Origin of the sequence: Pseudanabaena sp. FACHB-1998 (assembly GCF_014696355.1) — a bacterium.
Classification (GTDB): Bacteria; Cyanobacteriota; Cyanobacteriia; order Pseudanabaenales; family Pseudanabaenaceae; genus Pseudanabaena.
Map to the genome: position 1 here is coordinate 1 of NZ_JACJQA010000020.1, position 21,561 is coordinate 21,561.

Here is a 21,561-nt window from a genome sequence, read left to right on the forward strand (position 1 = left end):
AAACTACTGATTAGGTAATCTGAGTATAGGTCTAAGAACTTTCTGTCCATACCTTTCAACCTCTGTCGGAGTCTATCTTTACTCTACTCTGTTTTCCTTCCACGTAACATCAGATCTAACTTAAAGCCATATAACATCAGTAATTAATATCAATCGTTTAAAATCCTTTTGCTAATCGCTTTTCCAGAAATATCAATGTCATACACAATCGGCACACCCGTTGCTAGTTCTAGTACTGTCACTTCCTCGGGACTAAGGCGATCAAGTATCATCATGATGGAACGCAAAGAGTTGCCATGGGCAGCAATTAGAACGTTTTCACCTTGCAGCAGATGGGGTAGAATGCGGATTTTGTAATAAGCAATCACTCGCTTTTGGGTATCCTCTAAACTCTCTCCTCCAGGTGGTCGAATGCTGAAAGCCCTGCGCCACTCATGCACCTTTTCGATGCCATACTTGAGAGCGGTTTCGTTTTTATTTAAGCCCTGCAACTTGCCATAAAATCGCTCATCAAGAGCAGCATTTGTGAATATAGGTAACTCTTCAGCTGTGTTTCCATCATAATTATCCCAGCCATTCCAATCTTGGTCATATTCTTCGTGCTTAATAATCGGAATTTTGCCACCACAGATATCATTGTGCTCTGTAAGACAAATCGTTGCTGTCTCGATCGCCCGAATTAATTTACTAGTAAAGCAGACATTTACTCGATAGCCACTGAGCCGACAAGAAGCGATCGTTGCTTCCGCCCGACCACGTTCACTCAGAGGGACATCTACCCATCCTGTGAATTTATTGAGGGCATTCCAAAGGCTCTGTCCATGTCGAACTAAAATAAGTTGAGCCATTATTATTTACCACTACTTCTAATTCACTATCTAAATGATAGCTACCTCCTATTGTGAAGTTAATAACGAAAAAGGATAGATAAGTTTTGTTCGGTACTTAATCAATTCACATCTCAAATCAATCATACCTTCGCGATCGTGAAGAGATAAGAAGAAATCATCTATATGAATCCATTAACATCATTCAAATCTTTAAACTAATTAGCCGTATGTTAAATCTCTTAACGCTTTCAATCGTTAATGTTTTGAATACTTCATCGAATCCCGATGTACTATTTAAGACCTTATTACCTGAAGTGGGAGCATATTTAGACTGCGATCGCTGTTTTCTTTATCTGCGAGAGCCAAACACAGGTTTAGGCAAAGTACCATTTTGCTGGGTACGCAATGACAGCATTCCCATGATTTATGATGAAGGATGGAAGCTCGATTCACCTTCTCTACCTGATCGCGATCCCATGTTTGCAGCGGCTTTGCGTGCCGAGCCTTCTATTGCAATTGAAGATGTAGAAACTGCAAGTCTTGATATTTTAAATAAACAGTTTGAACGCGAAAACTTTGGGCATCGGGCGCTGATTCATGCTCATATTTGTTACGAAGGACAGCTTTGGGGGGTATTACAGCCAAGTGTCTTTGGTCGCCCTAGGCAGTGGACACAGCTAGAACAAGCCGCGATCGAGCAATTAGTACAAGCCATTACTCCCAGCGTTACTTCCTATGTGATGTCTTACAATCCAACAGGGGCGGTTCAGTGTAGCGGCAAATCGGAATAGGTCAGGGGCTGGCTTGGGGGCACTGGAAAGTTAAAGCGTGATCGGCGTATTTGGGTCTTTTTTGTTGTTATGAAATGGGCGTTTCAGCAACTATCCCCCATTAGCTGACTAGTGCCAGCAGTCATGAAAGTGTTTAGCCAAGACGAAAAGATTGCTATCCTATCCTAATATCTTTCAGGATGGGTTGCTTTAATGCCGAATAATTTACAGTTAAATTTCATTAAGTAGCTCCGCACAATTTGAATTAATTTACAAATATAAATAATGATTATTTTGGGAAAGATTTTTTGGTCTCTAGTACTTATCGCAAGTATACTTGGGCTGCCAATCAGCTATATCAGCTTTCTGATAGTTGATAGTTGTCAGATGAATAGTAGTTGTAGTGGTAGAGATAAAGATGAAAGAGCGCGTGGTATAACTGGAGCAACTGGTTTACTCATAATTTCCTTAACAGGCATAGTAATTTCTGGTAGGGCTTTAAACGCTTCTTCAAGTAATAACAAAAACCATTAAACTGTAGTTAATTCAGTGTTATTTATCTGCAATAGATTTAGATGGCTGATTCTGTAATTTGTGTTGATTAAGGTATAGCAGTGCAAATTTATGGGATGCGGTGAAGATTTTAGGCGTTATAAAGTGAATAATTAGCGGTGCGTGCCGAAAGCACGCACCGCTAATTGGAAGAGAGTAGCTTAATCGTTTAGAGCTTTACTACTTCTTTCAGCAGTATCTGAATACATTGAACCAAAGTCTTTAACGGCTTCGGCTGATTGCTCTCCAATGCGCTTTAAACGTTCTACAGGGCGACCTTCTACTTCGCGAGCTTGCTGTTCCCACTCTCCCGATGTTTTAGGTCTAGTGGAATCGTCTTGATGAACAGTTTCATTAATTTGTTTGATCGCTTGCTTAGTCTCACTGCGACTAGGAGCAGCACTTGTAGTTAGCAGCAGAAAACCGACCAAAACAATTGGTAAAAACTGTTTCACCTGTATGCTCTTGAAAAAAGAAAAGAATTTAGCGATCGCTTGGGAAATAGAATTTAGCATGATTGTCTCCTTGGTTTAAAAAAACTAATACTTTTAATCAAACTTACTTGCAGAATTCTGCATTCCAAGATCAGAATGTGCTTTAGACTAGGCAAGTTGCTGGGGCTTAAGCACAATCTTGATGCAGTTATCCCTCTTTTCATTGAAGATTTCGTAGCCATGCGCGGCTTGTTCTAGGGATAGACTATGGGTAATTACGAACGAGGGATCGATTTTGCCATTTTGAACGTGTTCCAGTAGAGGACGCAAATACCGATGAACATGGGTTTGTCCTGTTTTCATAGTTAAACCCTTGTTCATAAAAGCACCCATAGGTATTTTGTCCACTAACCCCGTGTAAACACCAGGAACAGAGACAGTGCCACCTTTACGGCAAGCGATGATTGCCTGACGCAAGACATTTGGACGATCGGTTTCTAACTTTACAGCTTGCATTGCTCTATCGTAGAAACCTTCTAATCCCATGCCATGAGCTTCCATTCCTACGGCATCCATAACCGCATCAGGACCACGTCCACCTGTCATGTCTTTCAAAGCATCAACGAGTCGAACGTCTTCATGGTCAACTTCTTCATAATTAAGAACTTCTGCACCGCCATCTTTTGCCATCTGAAGGCGTTCGGGAACGCTATCGATCGCAATGACGCGATCAGCTCCCAGCATAAAAGCGCTTCGGATCGCAAATTGTCCCACTGGGCCACAACCCCAGATTGCAACTGTATCTCCCTCCTGAATTTGACAGTTTTCAGCTGCCATGTAGCCAGTTGGGAAGATATCAGTCAAAAACACAACTTGTTCGTCTGTGAGTCCATCGGGAATCTTAAATAAACCAGTATCGGCAAAGGGAACACGGGCGTACTCAGCTTGACCACCTGCATAGCCACCTGTCATATGAGAATAGCCAAACAGTCCTGAAGGAGAAGTACCCATTGGCTTTTCTAACAACCCACCATTGGGATTAGAGTTATCGCACAAGGACGTTAAATCTCGACTACAGAAGAAACACGATCCGCAGGAAATAGTGAAGGGAACGACTACGCGATCGCCAATTTTTACATTTTTAACTGCGCGACCTAGTTCCACAACTTCGCCCATAAATTCATGACCAAGGATGTCACCCTTCTTCATGGTGGGATTGTAGCCATTATAAAGATGCAAATCAGAACCACAAATTGCGGTAGTAGTGATTTTAATAATCGCATCACGCGGATTCAGAATTTTTGGATCAGGTACAGTTTCAACCTGTATATCTCTAGTTCCTTGCCAGCAAACTGCTCTCATAGTAAATAGTCCTTATGTAGTGATTTTTTGTGATTAGTTCGGAATTACTGATGTCCCGTAGGTTGACCTTCGGTAGTGGCAATTTCACCTGCTTCCATTAACATTTTGAAGCGGCGCAAATCCTCTCCGATTTGCTGTTCAGGTTCCTCACCAAATAGCTTAGCGATCGCAGATGCTAATCCTCCGCCTGGCAGGTTATATTCCATCACTACTTTTACTTCAGTACCTCGGTTTACAGGTGCAGATTTGAACTGCACAAAGCCAGAGTTTTCAATATCTGCACCTGCTACCGATTTCCAAGTAATCAACTGATTTTCTAGATCAGTAATGATGTCTGCATCCCACTCTACGCTGTTGCCTAAGGGAGCTTTTGCAACCCAATGCGATCGCGTTTCATTAATAACAGTTACTGATTTTAGATGTTGCATAAACGTGGGTAAGTTCTCAAAATCATGCCAAAAGCGATATAGCTCTTCAGCAGACTTATTTTGAATTGTGACAGTCTTCTCAACTTTCATTCTTCTAGTCCTTTTTTATCTACTTTTAATTCAATGCCAAATACCAATAGATTTAATGTTGAGTCTGCTCAACTAAATCATTCAAATTCCCACATCCTTTAAAATATGGTTAGCGAGTAGGATCGTTAACACACCCAGTCCTGCCACCGAACTCCATTTAATTTGAGGATGGAAGTCTAACCAATCTAGGAAACTTGGGATAGTCTTGTCAGTAAAATCTCCAGTTGTGGTGTTATAACCTTCGATGGGTTCAAATAGATTATTGGGATCGCTTTCAGATTTTAAGGTTTTCGTGCGTTGCCCTTTCACCGCCACAAGATTTAAAATGGCATCGCTCAAGTGAGGAGACAGCTTTTGAACTAAGTCAAGCACGCGCCCAACATCACCAACAATAATGTCGCGAGTAGGATGCTCAGCAACGTACAAAATTGCTTTAGCAACCAAACTAGGTTGATAATAAGGCGGTACTCCTGTCGGTTTAACGCCTAGTTTTGTGCGAGCTTTGTTATAAAAGGGCGTGTTGATCACAGAGGGCATAACATTAGTAACGCTAATGGGAACTCCTTCATGCTGTAACTCTACCCTTAGGGAATCTAGAAAACCTGCGATCGCGTGTTTAGATGCAGAGTAAGCGCTTTGAAGGGGTAGCGATCGCCTTGCCTCTAATGAAGAAATATGGATAAGTGCACCTTGACCCTCACGTTTTAAATGAGGCAAAGCCACCATTGCTCCATACACCTGACCCATTAAATTAACATCCATCACGCGCCGAAACTCTTCGGGAGTCACTTTTTCAAAGGGAGCAATGATTGCAGTTCCTGCGGCATGAACCCAAGTATCTAAACGTCCGTAATATTCAACAGTTTTAGTGGCAACGTTCTGTACCTGTTCAAATATAGCGACATCACAGGGAATAGAAATTACTTCTCCACTTAATCGAGAGATTTCGTCAACTAATGATGTCAATCCTGATTCACTGCGGGCTGACACCACTAGCTTTGCTCCACGTTTGGCAAAATGGAGAGCAGTTTCTCGCCCGATTCCACTAGAGGCTCCAACTATAGCTACAACTTGTTGATCAATTGGTTTGAGTTTCATGACAATTATTTTTTGTTATGGCTTAACTAGAACTAGATTGATCAAGTTTTTTTACTTACAAAAAAATTTGCAATGGACATTGCTATAAATAATTCCATTAAAATTATTAAACTTTTTGCTTATTGAAAATTAGATTGACAGGCAAAGGTTTGAAATCATGTTTGAACATTGTATAAATTGAATGGATTGCACTGAAACCGTATAAATGTTTACATTAAAGCCTCAGCGAGACTGGATTATAGAGAGAACCATAAATTAAAAGAATCGAGAAATAAATGAACAAAAAAGCAATTAGTTATATAGCCATCAGCACCGCCCCTACCATAACCCTAGTGCATTTACTTCTGCCCCTAGCAACAAACTAGTCATGGATAACCACTTATCTGTGTTTTTCTTACTTGAGTTCAGATTTTATTACCGATTATCTATCAAACAATACTATCTCTGTTAGATATAGCCTCCATAATAAACCTTGTAAAATTAAAAACTTTAGGAAATCATGAGTGGACTTGGCGGCTTAAATAAAACCCCTAACGGTGTAGTGATAGGGATGGTGCAACTTCAACTGCCAACCGTTATCACCAAACAAGACTTAGCTGCCCAAACTCAACGTATTTGTGAGATGGTCGCTAAAGCAAGGCGAAACATGGCAACCATGGATCTAGTGGTATTCCCTGAATATTCTTTGCATGGTCTGTCGATGGATACCAATCCAGAGATCATGTGTAGCTTAGATGGGGCAGAAGTGGCAGCATTTAAGCAAGCTTGCATTGACAATAATATTTGGGGTTGCTTCTCATTGATGGAATATAATCCTCAAGGAAATCCCTATAACAGTGGAATCATTATTGATAATCAAGGCAAATTGAAGCTTTACTATCGAAAACTACATCCTTGGGTTCCTGTCGAACCTTGGGAACCAGGTGATCTAGGAATCCCAGTTTGTGAAGGTCCTAATGGCAGTACGATCGCACTGATTATTTGTCATGATGGCATGTTTCCTGAAATGGCGCGGGAATGTGCCTATAAAGGTGCAGAAATCATGATTCGTACTGCTGGTTATACTGCTCCAATTCGTCATTCTTGGCAGATTACTAATCAAGCAAATGCTTTCTGCAACCTGATGGTGACAGCTTCGGTGTGTATGTGTGGCTCTGATGGCAGCTTTGATTCTATGGGGGAAGGGATGATTGTTAATTTTGATGGTCAGCCCTTGGTGATGGGTAGTCACCGTCCTGATGAGATTATTACTGCTGAAGTTCGTCCCGATCTAGTCCGTGAAGCCCGCAAATATTGGAGTGTAGAAAATAATATTTACCAATTTGGACATAGAGGGTATGTAGCTGTCAAAGGGGGCGCTCAAGACTGTCCTTATACATATATGGAGGATATGGTAAACGGCAAGTATTCTCTACCTTGGGAAGAAGAAGTCATCCATAAAGATGGAACTTCCTGCGGATTTCCTGTACCTGATCGGACATATAGCAATCCGAAATAAGGTTAAAAGAGGCTTCGACTTCGCTCAGTTTAGGTAAACGGGGAAGTCGAAGCCTTCATTAAAAATATTCTGAGTCATTACTAATAGCTTGGAGCAAGAATAAACCTAATGCTTGGTTCAAGGCTTGGTTATCCTTGGGAGTATACATAAAAGGTTCTATGATATTCCACTCCTTATCACTTAAATCTGTTGTATATCCCATTTTTTAGCCATTTTTTCTTTATTGTTAAGATATCAAATGAGTTCTATTATATTGCTGGCGATAGATTATTTTATCGGGTCTTGACTTTGAGTTTACGACTGAGATTCTCTACGAAGGAATTATATTTTAACTAGGAACTCACTACCGCCCCATCTATCATCGACTAAAGTCTTCCCAAAATATGACTTCTACTCCATCGACGATTCGCGATCGCGTTCTAAAAACTGTTTCCCACAATCCTTGCAGAGATAGCGTTGCTTGTTGTGGCGATGCCCATTTTTTGATAAATGGGAGGAATGACAGTACGGGCATTTCATTACTTTCATTACTTTCCCTCCTGCTGACTCTAGATGAGGGGAGAGGTATGCAACCACTAAAGCTTTGAGTTCTTCATAGCGGTCTTGTCGCTTGCTTTCTTCGCCCCTCAAGGCTTGCAGCAGTAGGGCGTTATAACAATGGTGAACAGTCTCTGCAAGGCGCTCACTTTTCTCGGTCGCCAGTTCTGGATTCCACCGTTGCAAAAGCGCACCATACTGCTGAATCAACTGTTGATTAAAGTTTTCGTTAAAAAGTAAAAATATCTGGGGAGCTACAAAATACTGAAGATAGACAACGCGGGGCATCGGATCTTGAAAATAAGTAACATGAGCCTCGACCATCCGATCCATAAATTCAGCAAATGGACGTTGTGGATCAGCAGATTGCAAAAGCGCCCCATTAATTTCCATAACGCGTTCCATGTGACGCGCTTCTAGGGAATGAAATATGGCTAGCTTATCGGAGAAGAACTGGTACAGGGAACCGATCGCAGTCCCCGACTTTGCGGCAATCATATGCGTTGTGGCGGCTTCGTAACCGACATCATCAAAAACCTCGGCGGCGGCTTTTAAAATCTGTTCAACCCTTTGCTGGCTGCGTTTTTGTTGAGGCTTGCGGCGAAGTTGTGTCTTAAGTTGCGGTGATTCGGTCATAAGTTGCTAGAAAAATATCCTTGAAATAGATGCTTGACAAACGTGAGAAATCTGTCGTATTTTAAATATCAAACATGAATAATTTATCACATTTTAACCTATGTCACCGATCTTGCTTGGCGCTCCTTGGTTGATTGCCCATCGCTCTATGTTGGGAATTGACAAACCCTATAGAGTCTCTCTGAATGGTCAAGATTATGTTCTCTGGCAAAATCAGCAGGGAGAAGTATTTGCCCTCAATAACATCTGTCCTCATATGCAGGCTCCATTATCCAATGGTTGGATTTGCGAACAGCGAATTGTTTGTCCATTTCATGCCTTGGCATTTGATGGACAGGGACGGCTATATCAATCTGGGAAAGAATCTGCTCAGCCACTCGCAACACCTTTACAACTGGAGATCAAAGGTGACTGTATTTGGACTTATGGAAATATGGAAGCCAAAATTCCTGTGCCTGACTTAATCGAAAATTTGAGTGATGGCATGACTTTTTTAGGGGCGGCAGGAGAATCAAGTATCCAAGGTGAGTTTTTGCATAATCTGTTAATCAACTACGATTACAATCATCAGAACGGTACTCATCGCGAGCTATTTGGTATTAAAGCCAATCGCATTCCTGTTTTTGAACAGCATGAATATTGGGCTAAGGTTGTCCAAGAACTCGATCGCGCCGATGCTACCTTCGACGATATCCGCCGCAATCCCGCCATTCTACTTGCTCCTAAAACCTATACAGGAATTTTGGAATATGCTTTTCCCTCTCTAACTACTTTTAGAACTGAGTTCCCTTGGGGTGAGCTTTTGCAGGTTCATGTTTTATATCCTGAAACTGCAACCCAGACTAAAACTTTTGTGCTGGTCTATGTGAAATTCAAAAAGAAGATATATAAGCCGCTTTTACATCGGTCAATCTTGAGTGCTGTGGCAACGATTGTAGAACAAGACTCAAATGCGATCGCCACTTCCTATCCGCGCCAGACTGCGAAGATTCGCTTACCTAACGAAGAAATTATGATTCACGCAAAGAAACTTTATGAGGAATGGTAAGAAAATAATCTCACAATGGCTCTGACAATATGGATAAGGTGATTTCTAGAAATCACCTTAGTATTCTCGAATGATAAATACTGGTGTACTAGACTTGGGCTGATTTTGCTTTTGCATTTGTATTCATAACTTGGAATCTATCTATGCTCTAAGATTGATCTCATGTGTTAGTTTAGCTGATGATCGCATTGTGCTGTCATCCAGAACGATCACTAAAGTGAAACTATCCTAAATAAAGTTATAAAAAAATTGTAGTTTATTATGCAAAGTCCTTCTACCTATTACGTCATAGCCCCCATCAATGGTCTTCGTCTAGATTTTGATTATAGAATGCACTCTGCTGAAGTCTATGGTTGCCCACCTAATTACACTCCAAACGTTAAAGGCTGTCCAGAGTTTCGACAGCCTTACGAATATTTAGGTGAATTTGCATTTAGTCAATACGAAGAACTTAGTCAAGAATGGAAAATTGATAAGGAATCACTACAAAATATACAATCACTTCAAAACTTAAAGCTCCGAGATTTTACCTGTATTGCATTTGAAATTGACTTAATTGAGAGTGACGATATTTTTTCTCTTGATGAAACTATCAACCCTTCATTTTTTCAAGAAATAATTGATAGAGGCGAAAGATTTCTGGATGTTTGGCGTTTGTGTTTATTCAAACCAGGGGAAAACTTCAGTATTGGAAATTTTGGAGCATTAGAGAATGGAATTCAAGCTTTTTGGATAGGTAAACATGACATTGCTCCCAAGTTCTTTGCACGTAAGTCTTTACGATATCAATTAGTTCAAGAACCAGTTAATGTATTTCTCTCTGAGTTTGGAGTTATATATAGTGATATTACTTTTAGAGGACTTTCTACTGCGGCATATCTCTATCCTAAAAATTCTGAAATTGTCCATAATATCTTTAACGTACTACGTGCATTTAGAGAAAGTCGTGATATTACAAGTTGGGAAGCAAGGTTTCGACATCTTGCTACAATGGCTGAATCTCTGGCGAAACAAAATCAGACTGAACGCCTAGCAGGTGATAAGCTAAGAAAAATAATAGGCAGGATCTCTACACACGGTTGGGAGCTTTATAAAAACTATAATTCCTCCGTATTATTACCGCCTCGTGGACAATATCACTTAATAAGCAAGAGATATGATGAAATAGGCTGGAAAGATGAAAATGAAGCTCAGAAAATCGTCAAAGATCTGTGGGATAACGTTCGTAATCCTCTTGCACACACGATCACTACAGCTAAATCCCTTAATCGAGATCTGGTAAAGGACATGATTAATATGGAAAAGATCATAATGACAATGATAAATGGAATCTGTGCAGCATACGAAGTAGAGGATTTGTATAGTGGGTCATCTATTCATGACATTTTGCTTAATAATCGCAATAACATTGATTAGGACGACTAGGATGTGTAGTTTTTATAATTTAAGGAGGTTTATACAAAAACAGCAAGTGTTTGCATAGTGAATACTTTGAATTAGTAATCAGCCCCAAAATCAACTTTGTCTAGATTGTAGAATAAAAATTGTTTAACCTGTTGGGAAAAAGTATGGCTGAAATAGTCGTTTTGCAAATACTAGAAGCATTGTACCAACGCCTATTGATCTCGGCTGGAGCAACTCAGCGATTGCACAATACAACAACAGCCCTTAAAACAATGAACCAGAGCGCCCCCGCAGAAATCACGTAAAGAATGAATCTGAGGGGAATGAAGTTAAAGAAGCAATGTACGGCGCTGTGCAATGCTCGAAACACGAAGAATCCCCAAGCCGCGACCACATACCCTGAGTCCACCTGACTTGTCTCATAGAGATATAAGGCGATCGCATAAAAGACTATGGGTAGCTCAAACAGATTCTTCAAGTTGTCGGATGGGTTCGATACTTGGGGTGGAGATACTCGTGCTAACTCTGAGGGTGTCATCAGTTTCACATCAAGTCGGTTTGAGAAGATGAACGAAAGGCGACGAGCGTACATATAGACCCACACCACCATCGTCAGAATCATTGTCGCAATGAACGGTTGAAAGATAGTAGTCTGATCCAGACTCTTCTATTCCAGATTATTGTCAAGGGATATTAGCAATTGTCGCAGAATCGTGATGAAAGATTCCCTTTCTTCAGGATTAGCAAACTGACTTAGTAAATCCCGCTCACTTTTTAACAATACAGGAATTACTAGATTGGCTAATTGAAGCCCTTTAGGTGTTAGTTGCACAATCACACTGCGGCGATCGTCAGAGTCGCGTAAGCGCGTGACAATGCCATCCTTTTCTAAGCGATCGATGCGGTTAGTCGTTGCCCCTGATGAAAGCATGAGCAAACTGTATAGCTCTGTCGGCTTGAGTTGATAGGGCTTTCCCTGCCGCCGTAGCGTAGTTACCACATCAAAAGACCAAACGCTCAAACCATATTCCACCAGAACCGTTTCGCGATGTTTTTCGAGCAGACGAGCGATCCTTAGCACTCGCCCAACTATGCCCAGTGGAGAAGTGTCTAATTGCGGCGATTCCTGTCGCCATTGCTTGCAAATGTAGTCGATTTTGTCTTGTTCCATAGGTGCAATTATATCTTGATGTCGAGATAGTTGACAATTATTTCGACATCATTTATCTTGATATAGAGATAAATGATGTGAAACTATTTTTTAGAACAAGGCTTCTATTTACTGTATTTCAACCATTCACCCTTGTTTTGCCATGACTTCCCTTCCTTTGAAAAACTTACATTTGTTCGCATCGCGATATCAAGTCTATGTGTATCTGTTGCTTGCGTTGTTGAGTGGTGTACTTCTTCCCATTCAAGCTAGTTGCAATGCTCAATTAGCCCGATCGCTAAATTCTGTTCCCTTGGCGGCGGACATTTCCTATATTGTCGGCACATTGGTTTTAGTAGCACTAATCGCAACGCAAAAGTTTGGTCATCCTGATTGGACTGCGATCGCCAAAGCACCAAAATGGAGTCTGATCGGTGGCGTGCTAGGTACTTGGTATATCTGTTCTAGCACTTACTTCACATCGATACTAGGCACTACGCTGACCTTGGGTTTGGTGGTTGGCGGACAGTCCCTAGCTGGCATCATCGTCGATCATCATGGTTGGTTAGACTTACCCGAGCATCGCCTTACCCGCAATCGTCGCTTTGCGATCGGTTTATTAATTGTCGCTATCTTCTTTCTCGCACAAGCTCAATAGATAGAAATCACAGCGTTTCGTGCTGTTACTCCTGTCTTCTAGAAAATGATTTAGGTAAATATTATGGATATGCTCATTGCTTTGATTGGTGCGGGTTCGGGAGGTAGCTTTCTAGCGCTCGGTGCAGCCGCAAATACTCGATTACGCAAAACTTTACAGTCTTCCATTGCGGCGGCGGCAATTAACTTTATGGTTGGTTCGCTGACTCTAACTCTTCTTATTCTATTGGGAATTTTTGGTTCTCAAAATCTAGATCGGTTGTCTCAGGTTCCTTGGTGGGCATTTTTAAGCGGTTTACTCGGTGCTGTCTATGTGACCTTAAATACGATTATCATCCCCAAATTGGGACTAACAACAACGGCTCTAGCGGTGGTATGTAGTCAGATGAGTGGTTCTCTATTGATTGATCAATGGGGCTGGTTTGGAGTTACACCGCATCCCATTAATGCTTCTAGAATTGTGGCAATTGTGTTGTTATTAATTGCCGTTGCGCTCACTCAATTCGATCGCCGCGATCGCGGAAATACACTATGATTTCTACCAAGCCCTCACCTCCACTGTGGATAGGCGTAGCGATTTCCTTTTACGCTTTTATTGCTATTGGTATAGCCGAAGCTGGTTTAGGAGTTTTACTTCCTTCCATTTTACGGGAATACAATCTTAACCCCGCTACAATCACGCTTCTATTTGTCAGTCAGATTAGCGGCTATATTATGGCAGCCTTGACCAGTAGCGTTGTCAATAGCTGTCTGGGATTAGGAAAGATGCTTTTCTTCGCCGCCAGTATGCTGACAATGGCGCTAGGCATCTATGCTCTATCTCCCACTTGGCTGCTAATGGTGGCGGCGGGAACCCTTTTCGGTTTAGGAATTGGATTGATTGATGCGGGTATCAACACGGCGATCGCACAGGATGAGCGCAGCACAAATTTAATTGGATTACTGCATGGATTTTATGGCATTGGTGCGCTCTCAGGTGCAGCGATCGCCACGACTTTATTGGCGATCGGCATGAACTGGAGACAACTCTATGGAGTATTGGCAGGAATCGTCAGTTTATTGATGGTAAGCGTATTTGCGGCAATTATTTATCGCTATCCATCTATGACTAGAAGCAAAGCTGCATCCCCTGCTCCCGCTTGGAAAAATCTAGGGCGATCGCTACAAACTCCCTTAGTCCTACTCACAGGATTAATGCTGCTAGTCTATGTCGGCTTAGAAGCATCAATTAGCAACTGGGCTTATATTGTCCAAGTCAGCGATCGCCAAACTTCCGCATTAGTTGCAGGATATAGCATTAGTGCCTATTGGTTAGGCTTAACCGTCGGTCGGTTTATACTCGGCTATTTTTTGCGATCGCTAGGAGCCGTTCGCGTCATCAGTATGTCCCTCGTTCTACTCATGATCGGACTTCTAGCTTGGTGGCAACTACCTGATCAATGGATTAGTTTGCCAATGATCGGCTTTGCTCTTGCGCCGATCTTTCCTGCCACCATCTGGCTAATTCCCAAACAGTTACCCGCCAGTTTAGTTCCCGCCGCCGTCAGCTTTGCTACCAGCGCCGCGAGTATCGGTGCAGCAATGATTCCCTCTGGGGTGGGCTGGATTGCAAGTTGGTCAGGATTAGGTGTTATTCCTTTGTTAATGCTGCCCTTAGCGATCGCGATGATAGTTCTGCATTGTGCTAATTCACTCAACAAAAACCTACTAAAAACTTAGTCCACTAAGCCTGATCGCATTACTAGCAAAAGCTTACAAGCAATCATTAATCAATAGCTTATTCCTATGAACATCAACTTTGATAAGGCTAAATGGATTAATCAGCCGCCGCATTTCACCGTAAGTCGTGAGTCAATAACGATCACTACTGAACCCAATACCGATCTTTGGCAGCGCACCTATTACGGATTTCAGCATGATAATGCTCCTGCAATTTTGCTAGCCAGTGACCTCAACTTCTCATTTACTACTAAAGTTTCCTTTAACTACCAAGCGAGATTTGATCAAGCTGGTGTCATGATTTATATTGATCGTGACAATTGGTTTAAAGCTTCCATTGAGTATGAAAATACTGATATGTCACGTCTGGGCAGTGTCGTCACTAATCAAGGATATTCGGATTGGGCAACTACGGATATTTCTACAATTACTTCCATTTGGTATCATCTAAGTCGCCGAGGTGCTGATTTCTTAATTGAACATTCACTTAATGGAAAAGACTTTAAGCAAATGCGAATTTTCCATCTGTCCGCCCTTGGTAACACGGATGCGACGGCTGCTAAATTTGTACCCACAGGAATATTGCTCAACCCGTGCGGTTTGGTGTCTATGCTTGTAGTCCTCTTGATTCTTCTTTCACGGCTACATTTGAGTATCTAAGCCTTACTGATTCTCTATGGATGGCTCATGATTAGGCTGTTTTAGGCGATCGCGAAATTTCTATAAATTTCTACAAGTTATTTTGCTTGATTTAGTTACTGATATCTTTTAAGCGATCGCGATCCAATAATTCGACCTGTGAACCATGAATGGCGATTAATCCTGCGTCGCTGAGATGCAAGAATGCTCTAGAGAGGGTTGCCGAAATAGTCCCTAAAATAGATGCTAGTTGAGTTTTAGTAACATCTAGATTAATAATTGGATCTCCGTTAGCGCGATCGCTCACATCTAGTAAATAAGCTGCTAACCTTTGTGGTACTTCTTTAAATGACAGATCTTCCACCATCTGGGCTAATTTACGCGCGCGGGTAGCCAAACTTGTGAGCATATTGATGGCGATCGCAGGATATTGATGGAGTAGATCTAGAAAAGCTAAGCGAGGGAAGAAGATTAATTCTGTATCTTCCAGTGCGATCGCTGAAGCTGGAAAAGCTTTGCCATCAAAGGTAGCAACTTCAGCAAAGTAATCGCCGCTCGTCAATAGATGTAAAATGTGTTCTTTCCCATTGGCTGCGGTCTTAATTACCTTGACGCGCCCAATTTGGACAATGAAAAATCCTGTTGCTTCACTACCTTGATGGAAAATTGTCTCATCTTTTTTAAAGTTTTGTAATTGAGCAATCTGAGCTAAAGGAATTAGTTGCTCGGCCGCTAATCCTTGAAAAATCAGAATGTTTTGTAACCAGTTACTCAAATCGATTTTATTTAGCATCGTTCAGGGTAGTGAGTGAGTAGGGGCAATTCATGAATTGCCCCTACTACATTTCGTTCTTTTGCGTAAGACCTAAATTTTTTAAGGGTGTTTTTGACTTAAGTCAAAGCTTTTATAGGTTCTATTCTCCTATGGTATGTCATAGGTACTTTGAAACCGAATTTATGGCTTTATGGCAAACCCAACCTTTGACAAAGTGGTGACAGCCAACGCTCGTCCCCGTCAATTTAGCCTACCTGCTTGGTTAGTGCTAATTTGCGTAGTTACTTTTTCAGTCCTGATCTTCGCAGGATCGGCGATTTATAAAAATGCACCACCAATTCCTATGACAGTGGTTTCTCCACAACAGGAAATAATTCTCACTCAGGAGAATATTCAATCTGGGCAAGTAACCTATCTAGGTCGTGGGGGGCAACATATTGGTAGTATTTGGGGGCATGGTAGTTATTTAGCTCCCGATTGGACTGCCGATGTTTTACACCGTTGGGGCTTAGCAACGGCAGGAATTTTGCATGATGGCAATCCTGATTTTAATGAAGCAGATTTACAAGCCTTATCAGAAGTTAATCGCGCTACGCTCCAAGCGCAGGTACAGCAAGAATTTAAAACCAATCGCTATGTGTCAGAGACAGGAGCCTTAACCCTTACTGCGGCTCAAACTAAGGGACTAAACAAGGTTTTTGATAGTTATCAAACTTTGCTATCCCAAGGTTCTAAGATTCATTCCATTCCTAGCGGTTGGTTTACTGACGATACGCAAATCCGTAATGTCACCGCTTTCTTTACTTGGACAGCTTGGGCAGCATCGGCAAATCGTCCGAATGCACCATTTTCCTATACCGCGAACTTTCCCCACGATGATCTAATTGGCAATCAAGCTCCTGCTCAATTCCTGATCTGGTCAATCGTATCGGTGATTGTTCTCATTGCCGCGATCGGCGTATTTCTATATGTCTACATCACTCAAGAAGATAGCGAAGAAGTAATCACGGTCGCCCATCGTCCCCTGATTCGCCTTGCCACACCTAGTCAAAAAGTCGCTACCCTCTTCTTTGGGGTTGCCATGACTTTATTTTTGGTACAAATGTTGATGGGAATGGTCACAGCCCATTACGCGGTAGAAGGCGATGGTTTCTATGGTGTTCCACTTCAGAAATATTTGCCCTATGCCGCTTCACGGACTTGGCATTTACAGCTAGCCGTCTTTTGGATTGCCACCTGTTGGCTTGCCGCAGGGCTATATTTCGCGCCAAGGTTTGGTAAACATGAGCCGAAGTTGCAAGCTTGGGGCAATGGTGGTTTGCTAGTGGCTTTGACTGTCGTTGTCGTAGGTTCCTTAATCGGATCTTGGGCAAGTGTCCAAGGGCTTATCGGCGGTGATGATAGTTTTTGGTTTGGACATCAGGGCTATGAATATGTGGAACTCGGTCGCCTCTGGCAATTATTGCTGATTGGTGGCATGGTGTTTTGGCTCTGGTTGATGTACCGCGCCCTCAAGCCTGCGCTCAAAGCAGAAGGAGATAAAACAGGACTAAATCACTTCTTTCTCTACAGTGCGATTACAATTCCCCTGTTCTATGCGTCAGGGTTGATGTACAACAATCACACCCATTTGAGCATTGCCGAATACTGGCGTTGGTGGGTCGTGCATTTATGGGTAGAAGGCTTCTTTGAGGTGTTTGCGACTGTAGCGATCGCCTATCTATGTAGCGAATTGGGCTTCCTAAAGCGCACCTCCGCCCTGAGAGCCACCTACATGACGACAATTCTCTATCTCGGTAGTGGCGTAATCGGCACGTTACACCATCTCTACTTTGCAGGAACGCCTGTATTCATTACGTCGCTGGGTTCCGTTGCCTCAGCCTTAGAAGTCGTTCCCTTGACTTTAATTGGATTTGAAGTGGTGAAGTCGATGAAGCTATCCCAAGAAGCACAAGGATTTTATCGAGTACCCCTCAAATTCTTTATTGCCACTGCTTTTTGGAACCTAATTGGCGCAGGTGTCTTTGGTTTCTTAATCAATCCACCGATTTTCCTCTACTATTCCCAAGGACTAAATACCACGCCGATCCATGCCCATTCTGCACTTTTCGGTGTCTATGGCTCTTTGGCGATCGCCCTAATGCTCTTTGCCTTGCGAGAAATCACTCCCGATCGCGCATGGGATGAGAAAAACTTTAATCTCTCTTTCTGGTGGATCAATGGCGGGCTAGGGATGATGATGGTTTTAGGGCTGATTCCCAATGGTTTTTATCAATTGGTGCAATCTGTTAATCATGGCACTTGGTATGCTCGTAGCGCTGAAGTCATTGGTTCGGCATGGATGCAATGGACAGTTTGGCTACGCATCCCGGGAGATATTGTCTTCTCAGTTGGTGCATTGATCCTCGTCTTTAGCGTAATTAAGGCGATCGTCGCTGTTTTCCAACAACCTACGCAATCTCAACCTCTCGAAACTATTGCAGCTAAGTCTGCATCAGTCTAAAATCTCTTCTAACCCCTCCCTAGCCCTCCCCTTGCAAAGGGGAGGGAACGAGATTTCCTAATCTTTCTCTTGCAAAGATGAAGGAACTAGGTTTCTGGTCTTCCCCCTTTGCAAGGGGGAATTAAAGGGGGTTTTTAAAACTTACATACAACAAAAGGAAGTTCTATGACAACATTATTTGAAAAACTTGGTGGCGCAGCAGCCGTTGATGTCGCAGTTGATCGCTTCTATGAACGAGTATTGCAAGACGATCGCATCAAACACTTTTTTGCAAGTACCGATATGAAAAAGCAACGCGAACATCAGAAAGCATTTCTCACCTATGCCTTTGGTGGTACTGACAAATATAGTGGAGCGCAGATGCGTGAAGCTCATATAGACTTGGTGGAAAATCAAGGTTTAAACAGCGATCACTTTGATGCGGTTGCTGAGGATTTGATGATTACCCTCAAAGAAATGGGAGTTTCTGATGATCTCTTGGCAGAGGTAGCAGCAGTAGCGGCGGCTCCTCAACACAAGAAAGATGTCTTGAACGGCTAATTATTTTGTCGAGAGAGCGGCTTTGCCGCTCTCTCGACGTAGAACAAACAGGAAACTAAATATATGGCAACTTTACAAATCAGCGATACCGTAGGCGAAATCGTTCGCGATCGCCCTTCTCTTTCGCGACTGTTTGAACAAGCCAAAGTTGACTATTGCTGTGGCGGCAAGAAGACTATCGATGAGGCATGTCGCAAGCAAGGTATTGATCCGCAGACATTTCTCACCCAACTAGAGGCGATCGCGAATTCAACTCAAGATGCCGAGATAACCGTAGCGAATTTATCCCTCACTGAACTCGCTGATCACATCGAATACACCCATCATGCTTATCTGCATACTGAGCTACCTCGCTTGGAGAAGATGGTAGCCAAAGTCGCGGCGGTACATGGTGAAAAAGAATCACGTCTCTATCAAATCAAGGATATATTTATCGCTGTATCCCAAGAGATGGAAATACATTTGCAGAAGGAAGAGAAAGTTTTATTCCCGATGATCCGTCAGTTAGAATCTAGCGCCACAGTTCCATCTTTTCACTGCGGGACGATCGCTAATCCTGTACATCAAATGGAATTCGAGCATGATGAAGCTGGCATTGCCCTCGGTCAATTGCGCCAACTCACCGATAATTACACTGCCCCTGAATGGGCTTGCAACACCTATCGCGCCATGCTGGATGGATTGCTAAACTTTGAGCAAGATATGCACCAACATATTCACAAGGAAAACAATGTGCTATTTCCTAAAGCGATCGCCTTAGAGCAAATCAAAGCAAGTCAAAGCTAATCAGAATTAAGCGATCGCTATTACCATGAGTCATGATTTCTAGGCGATCGCTTAATAATTATCGGTCTTTGCTGCGGGACACATTCTAAAAGGAGTTCCGATAACTTCTTAGAACTAAACAACAAAGTCTGCTATTTTTGGCTACCTAATCTTTAGTAGGGATAAATCAACTTTAACGGATTTATCGGTTAGGTATAACGCCAGAGTTAAGCCGCTCCGCTGTGGGGCGGCTTGAATGAATTGTTAGGCTACAAGGACGGGCGAGTAAGTTTTTTGCTTTTTCCGCGATTGTGCATGTGTGGCTGCTAATTTTTTGTGCGTTTTTTTGCCCGCAAGCGTCGCAAAAGCCAAGTTCCTCCAGTTGCAGCAGAGACAAAGCCAAGCGCAAACAGCAGTGCCCATTTATTGGCCTCCGCAGTTTGGTAGGCGAGCAATTCGGCAGTTGCATCTGGGTAGGGAAGGGCGTTGCCAGCGTAATAAACAAATGATACCGACATTACGAGAAATCCCAGGATCAAAAGAGCCAATGGTGCGATTTTTTTCATCACGAGGCCTAACTTGGAGTTATAACGCAATTGCGGTTTAATTACTTTACTCAGGATAAATTACCTCAGTTCCTACTTTAATTCAAGTGCGATCGCTTCAATTATCTATCTGCTAAAGGGTTTGCTGAAGGCGATCGCTATTACTGTGAGTGATGATTTCTAGGCGATCGCCCTATTTAGTTTTTTTGTGAAGAGCTATTGCTGAAAGCAGGCAAGTTATTGAGGCTCCGATTAGTAAAGTTTTGTCAATGAGGGAAACTATTGGCTTCTCTAAAATAAAACCTCCGCCAGAGACTACTGAAATAGCTTGATTTTTGAATTCTAAAACAGTTCCTTCTACAATCTGTAAATTACCAACGCTTACATACCTCTCAGCATTGATAGGTTGAGTCAATAGAAACAACTGTGTGGCTTGCCATAGCAAGAATGCTATAAATATTGCAATACTGAGAGCGCTAGATATCTTTCTCATAATAAACGAAGATTTTAGTTAAATATATTAAAATTGAATCACTTCAATGTCAATTAATTAGAAATCAAAAGAATTTGATCAAAGGTATATCTAATAAAGTTTTTGAGTGTGCGATCGCCATTAATTATTGACCAGCATCAATATTGGGAACGAGTTTACCATCTTCCATATAGACAATGCGATCGCTATTACTTTGAATCTTGATTTTTAGGCGCGCGTTCAACAAATGTTTTTCTTTTGGCGAGTTCGATTACTAAAGATTTAAAAAGATTATATGTTGCAACATTTGTGGTAACATATAAGAAAGATACTTAAACTTAATCTATTAGAGGAATATAGACATGCTTCTAAATGTCAAAAAAAGAGGAAATTCCCTAAGCGTTATTATTCCAAAGGAAATGGCGGTTAACATGAATGTTGATGATGGTGATAATCTTTTTGCAACGAAAACGACCTCTGGGTATGAGATATCTGCATACGATCCTGATTTCGCAAACAAGATTGAAGTAGCCCGACGTGGTATGAAGAAATATCGCAACGCATTGATTGAGTTAGCTAAATAATGGAACCTTATTGGCTGGAAATTCATGATGTTTGCGCTATACACAATGAAATCATTGTCGAGTCGGGTGGCGCGGCAGGAATTTTGAATGAAGGCGCTCTAGAGTCAACTTTATTCAAGCCCAGAAATCTGTATCATTACGAAGAAGGTGTAAGTTTATACAAAATAGCTGCATCTTACGGCTATGGTTTAGTAAAAAATCATTGTTTTGTTGATGGTAATAAAAGAATAGCTCTAATCTCTGTTTATACGTTCTTAGCGATTAATGGAATTGAACTTATAGCATCGGAGACTGATGCGGCAAATTTTTTCCTAGAATTAGCCGCCAGTCTTGGGAAACAAGAAGAAGATATGAATAGATTAGCAAATTGGCTGCAAATTAATAGCGAACTTATTAGGGATTAGTGGATTAGGCGATCGCATCAAAATCTATCTCTACCAAGCGATCGCTATTACTGTTAGTCGTGATTTCTAGGCGATCGCATTAACAATCTATCTTCAAAAGGCGATCGCTATTACTGTGAGT

General features: G+C 41.9%; 21 protein-coding genes and 4 pseudogenes. 13 read left to right on the plus strand and 12 right to left on the minus strand.

Going from position 1 to position 21,561, the window contains the following annotated elements; genetic code table 11:
- Positions 1 to 149: 149 nt before the first annotated feature.
- Positions 150 to 848, minus strand: coding sequence for a 2,3-bisphosphoglycerate-dependent phosphoglycerate mutase (locus tag H6F42_RS07630; protein ID WP_190398766.1), 699 nt, complete (start codon positions 846 to 848; stop codon positions 150 to 152).
- Between the two features lie 209 nt (positions 849 to 1,057).
- Between H6F42_RS07630 and H6F42_RS07635 the strand changes: the two genes are divergently transcribed.
- Positions 1,058 to 1,621, plus strand: a complete 564-nt coding sequence (locus H6F42_RS07635; RefSeq protein ID WP_190398767.1) for a GAF domain-containing protein — start codon at positions 1,058 to 1,060, stop codon at positions 1,619 to 1,621.
- Between the two features lie 692 nt (positions 1,622 to 2,313).
- Here the strand turns inward: H6F42_RS07635 and H6F42_RS07640 are convergent.
- The 4 genes and pseudogenes from H6F42_RS07640 to H6F42_RS07655 all read right to left on the minus strand — a co-directional run bounded on the left by H6F42_RS07640 (position 2,314) and on the right by H6F42_RS07655 (position 5,564).
- Positions 2,314 to 2,667 (minus strand): hypothetical protein, encoded by a 354-nt coding sequence (locus H6F42_RS07640; RefSeq protein WP_190398768.1) that lies wholly within the window; start codon positions 2,665 to 2,667, stop codon positions 2,314 to 2,316.
- Positions 2,668 to 2,754: 87 nt separating this feature from the next.
- On the minus strand, positions 2,755 to 3,948 hold the full coding sequence (locus H6F42_RS07645; protein ID WP_190398769.1) for a zinc-dependent alcohol dehydrogenase: 1,194 nt from the start codon (positions 3,946 to 3,948) through the stop codon (positions 2,755 to 2,757).
- Between the two features lie 44 nt (positions 3,949 to 3,992).
- Positions 3,993 to 4,472, minus strand: a pseudogene (locus H6F42_RS07650) (SRPBCC family protein); the annotation flags it as partial.
- Between the two features lie 75 nt (positions 4,473 to 4,547).
- A complete protein-coding gene (locus H6F42_RS07655; RefSeq protein WP_190398771.1) occupies positions 4,548 to 5,564 on the minus strand; it encodes an SDR family oxidoreductase in 1,017 nt (338 codons plus the stop codon).
- A gap of 499 nt (positions 5,565 to 6,063) precedes the next feature.
- Here H6F42_RS07655 and H6F42_RS07660 point away from each other — a divergent pair, with 499 nt between their 5' ends.
- Positions 6,064 to 7,062 carry a formamidase gene (locus H6F42_RS07660; RefSeq protein ID WP_190398772.1) on the plus strand — a complete coding sequence of 333 codons (999 nt, stop codon included), beginning with the start codon at positions 6,064 to 6,066 and terminating at the stop codon, positions 7,060 to 7,062.
- 417 nt (positions 7,063 to 7,479) lie between these two features.
- Here H6F42_RS07660 and H6F42_RS21845 read toward each other — a convergent pair.
- Positions 7,480 to 7,581: pseudogene (locus H6F42_RS21845) on the minus strand (TetR/AcrR family transcriptional regulator); the annotation flags it as partial.
- 54 nt (positions 7,582 to 7,635) lie between these two features.
- Positions 7,636 to 8,235, minus strand: a pseudogene (locus tag H6F42_RS21850) (TetR/AcrR family transcriptional regulator); the annotation flags it as partial.
- Positions 8,236 to 8,335: 100 nt separating this feature from the next.
- Here H6F42_RS21850 and H6F42_RS07670 point away from each other — a divergent pair.
- Positions 8,336 to 9,283, plus strand: coding sequence for a Rieske 2Fe-2S domain-containing protein (locus H6F42_RS07670; RefSeq protein ID WP_190398774.1), 948 nt, complete (start codon positions 8,336 to 8,338; stop codon positions 9,281 to 9,283).
- Positions 9,284 to 9,544: 261 nt separating this feature from the next.
- Positions 9,545 to 10,699: a hypothetical protein gene (locus tag H6F42_RS07675; protein ID WP_190398775.1), complete on the plus strand. Its 1,155-nt coding sequence runs from the start codon at positions 9,545 to 9,547 to the stop codon at positions 10,697 to 10,699.
- A gap of 223 nt (positions 10,700 to 10,922) precedes the next feature.
- On the opposite strand, the gene H6F42_RS07680 is transcribed toward H6F42_RS07675, so the two are convergent.
- A complete protein-coding gene (locus tag H6F42_RS07680) occupies positions 10,923 to 11,348 on the minus strand; it encodes an MAPEG family protein (RefSeq protein ID WP_190398793.1) in 426 nt (141 codons plus the stop codon).
- 6 nt (positions 11,349 to 11,354) lie between these two features.
- Entirely contained in the window at positions 11,355 to 11,858 is a 504-nt protein-coding gene (locus H6F42_RS07685) for a MarR family transcriptional regulator (RefSeq protein ID WP_190398776.1), read from the minus strand.
- 172 nt (positions 11,859 to 12,030) lie between these two features.
- On the opposite strand from H6F42_RS07685, the gene H6F42_RS07690 reads away from it, so the two are divergent.
- The 4 genes and pseudogenes from H6F42_RS07690 to H6F42_RS07705 all read left to right on the plus strand — a co-directional run bounded on the left by H6F42_RS07690 (position 12,031) and on the right by H6F42_RS07705 (position 14,908).
- A complete protein-coding gene (locus H6F42_RS07690; protein ID WP_242018366.1) occupies positions 12,031 to 12,495 on the plus strand; it encodes a DMT family transporter in 465 nt (154 codons plus the stop codon).
- A 63-nt stretch (positions 12,496 to 12,558) separates the two neighbouring features.
- Positions 12,559 to 13,029 (plus strand): DMT family transporter, encoded by a 471-nt coding sequence (locus tag H6F42_RS07695; RefSeq protein ID WP_190398778.1) that lies wholly within the window; start codon positions 12,559 to 12,561, stop codon positions 13,027 to 13,029.
- A complete protein-coding gene (locus H6F42_RS07700; protein ID WP_190398779.1) occupies positions 13,026 to 14,213 on the plus strand; it encodes an MFS transporter in 1,188 nt (395 codons plus the stop codon). Before H6F42_RS07695 ends, H6F42_RS07700 begins: the two co-directional genes overlap by 4 nt.
- A 66-nt stretch (positions 14,214 to 14,279) precedes the next feature.
- A pseudogene (locus H6F42_RS07705) lies at positions 14,280 to 14,908 on the plus strand (DUF1349 domain-containing protein).
- A gap of 56 nt (positions 14,909 to 14,964) precedes the next feature.
- On the opposite strand, the gene H6F42_RS07710 reads toward H6F42_RS07705, so the two are convergent.
- Entirely contained in the window at positions 14,965 to 15,645 is a 681-nt protein-coding gene (locus tag H6F42_RS07710) for a Crp/Fnr family transcriptional regulator (RefSeq protein ID WP_190398780.1), read from the minus strand.
- Positions 15,646 to 15,817: 172 nt separating this feature from the next.
- Here H6F42_RS07710 and H6F42_RS07715 point away from each other — a divergent pair, with 172 nt between their 5' ends.
- The 3 genes from H6F42_RS07715 to ric all read left to right on the plus strand — a co-directional run bounded on the left by H6F42_RS07715 (position 15,818) and on the right by ric (position 19,456).
- Positions 15,818 to 18,130, plus strand: a complete 2,313-nt coding sequence (locus H6F42_RS07715) for a nitric-oxide reductase large subunit (protein WP_190398781.1) — start codon at positions 15,818 to 15,820, stop codon at positions 18,128 to 18,130.
- 165 nt (positions 18,131 to 18,295) lie between these two features.
- Positions 18,296 to 18,670, plus strand: coding sequence for a group 1 truncated hemoglobin (locus H6F42_RS07720; RefSeq protein WP_190398782.1), 375 nt, complete (start codon positions 18,296 to 18,298; stop codon positions 18,668 to 18,670).
- A 63-nt stretch (positions 18,671 to 18,733) separates the two neighbouring features.
- Positions 18,734 to 19,456 (plus strand): iron-sulfur cluster repair di-iron protein, encoded by a 723-nt coding sequence (ric, locus tag H6F42_RS07725; protein WP_190398783.1) that lies wholly within the window; start codon positions 18,734 to 18,736, stop codon positions 19,454 to 19,456.
- A 305-nt stretch (positions 19,457 to 19,761) separates the two neighbouring features.
- Here ric and H6F42_RS07730 read toward each other — a convergent pair whose 3' ends face one another.
- Complete coding sequence (locus H6F42_RS07730) at positions 19,762 to 20,001, minus strand: hypothetical protein (protein ID WP_190398784.1); 240 nt, start codon at positions 19,999 to 20,001, stop codon at positions 19,762 to 19,764.
- Positions 20,002 to 20,173: 172 nt separating this feature from the next.
- On the minus strand, positions 20,174 to 20,395 hold the full coding sequence (locus tag H6F42_RS07735; protein ID WP_190398785.1) for a hypothetical protein: 222 nt from the start codon (positions 20,393 to 20,395) through the stop codon (positions 20,174 to 20,176).
- A 419-nt stretch (positions 20,396 to 20,814) separates the two neighbouring features.
- On the opposite strand from H6F42_RS07735, the gene H6F42_RS07740 reads away from it, so the two are divergent.
- Positions 20,815 to 21,036, plus strand: a complete 222-nt coding sequence (locus H6F42_RS07740; RefSeq protein WP_190398786.1) for an AbrB/MazE/SpoVT family DNA-binding domain-containing protein — start codon at positions 20,815 to 20,817, stop codon at positions 21,034 to 21,036.
- Positions 21,033 to 21,440 (plus strand): type II toxin-antitoxin system death-on-curing family toxin, encoded by a 408-nt coding sequence (locus H6F42_RS07745; protein WP_190398794.1) that lies wholly within the window; start codon positions 21,033 to 21,035, stop codon positions 21,438 to 21,440. Before H6F42_RS07740 ends, H6F42_RS07745 begins: the two co-directional genes overlap by 4 nt.
- The last annotated feature ends 121 nt before the right edge of the window (positions 21,441 to 21,561 follow it).

What these genes read in the sequence shown, in the direction of transcription:
- H6F42_RS07630 (WP_190398766.1), bottom strand. Translation starts at nt 848, where the DNA reads ATGGCTCAACTTATTTTAGTTCGACATGGACAGAGCCTTTGGAATGCC.
- H6F42_RS07635 (WP_190398767.1), top strand. Translation starts at nt 1,058, where the DNA reads ATGTTAAATCTCTTAACGCTTTCAATCGTTAATGTTTTGAATACTTCA.
- H6F42_RS07640 (WP_190398768.1), bottom strand. Translation starts at nt 2,667, where the DNA reads ATGCTAAATTCTATTTCCCAAGCGATCGCTAAATTCTTTTCTTTTTTC.
- H6F42_RS07645 (WP_190398769.1), bottom strand. Translation starts at nt 3,948, where the DNA reads ATGAGAGCAGTTTGCTGGCAAGGAACTAGAGATATACAGGTTGAAACT.
- H6F42_RS07655 (WP_190398771.1), bottom strand. Translation starts at nt 5,564, where the DNA reads ATGAAACTCAAACCAATTGATCAACAAGTTGTAGCTATAGTTGGAGCC.
- H6F42_RS07660 (WP_190398772.1), top strand. Translation starts at nt 6,064, where the DNA reads ATGAGTGGACTTGGCGGCTTAAATAAAACCCCTAACGGTGTAGTGATA.
- H6F42_RS07670 (WP_190398774.1), top strand. Translation starts at nt 8,336, where the DNA reads ATGTCACCGATCTTGCTTGGCGCTCCTTGGTTGATTGCCCATCGCTCT.
- H6F42_RS07675 (WP_190398775.1), top strand. Translation starts at nt 9,545, where the DNA reads ATGCAAAGTCCTTCTACCTATTACGTCATAGCCCCCATCAATGGTCTT.
- H6F42_RS07685 (WP_190398776.1), bottom strand. Translation starts at nt 11,858, where the DNA reads ATGGAACAAGACAAAATCGACTACATTTGCAAGCAATGGCGACAGGAA.
- H6F42_RS07695 (WP_190398778.1), top strand. Translation starts at nt 12,559, where the DNA reads ATGGATATGCTCATTGCTTTGATTGGTGCGGGTTCGGGAGGTAGCTTT.
- H6F42_RS07700 (WP_190398779.1), top strand. Translation starts at nt 13,026, where the DNA reads ATGATTTCTACCAAGCCCTCACCTCCACTGTGGATAGGCGTAGCGATT.
- H6F42_RS07710 (WP_190398780.1), bottom strand. Translation starts at nt 15,645, where the DNA reads ATGCTAAATAAAATCGATTTGAGTAACTGGTTACAAAACATTCTGATT.
- H6F42_RS07715 (WP_190398781.1), top strand. Translation starts at nt 15,818, where the DNA reads ATGGCAAACCCAACCTTTGACAAAGTGGTGACAGCCAACGCTCGTCCC.
- H6F42_RS07720 (WP_190398782.1), top strand. Translation starts at nt 18,296, where the DNA reads ATGACAACATTATTTGAAAAACTTGGTGGCGCAGCAGCCGTTGATGTC.
- ric (WP_190398783.1), top strand. Translation starts at nt 18,734, where the DNA reads ATGGCAACTTTACAAATCAGCGATACCGTAGGCGAAATCGTTCGCGAT.
- H6F42_RS07730 (WP_190398784.1), bottom strand. Translation starts at nt 20,001, where the DNA reads ATGAAAAAAATCGCACCATTGGCTCTTTTGATCCTGGGATTTCTCGTA.
- H6F42_RS07740 (WP_190398786.1), top strand. Translation starts at nt 20,815, where the DNA reads ATGCTTCTAAATGTCAAAAAAAGAGGAAATTCCCTAAGCGTTATTATT.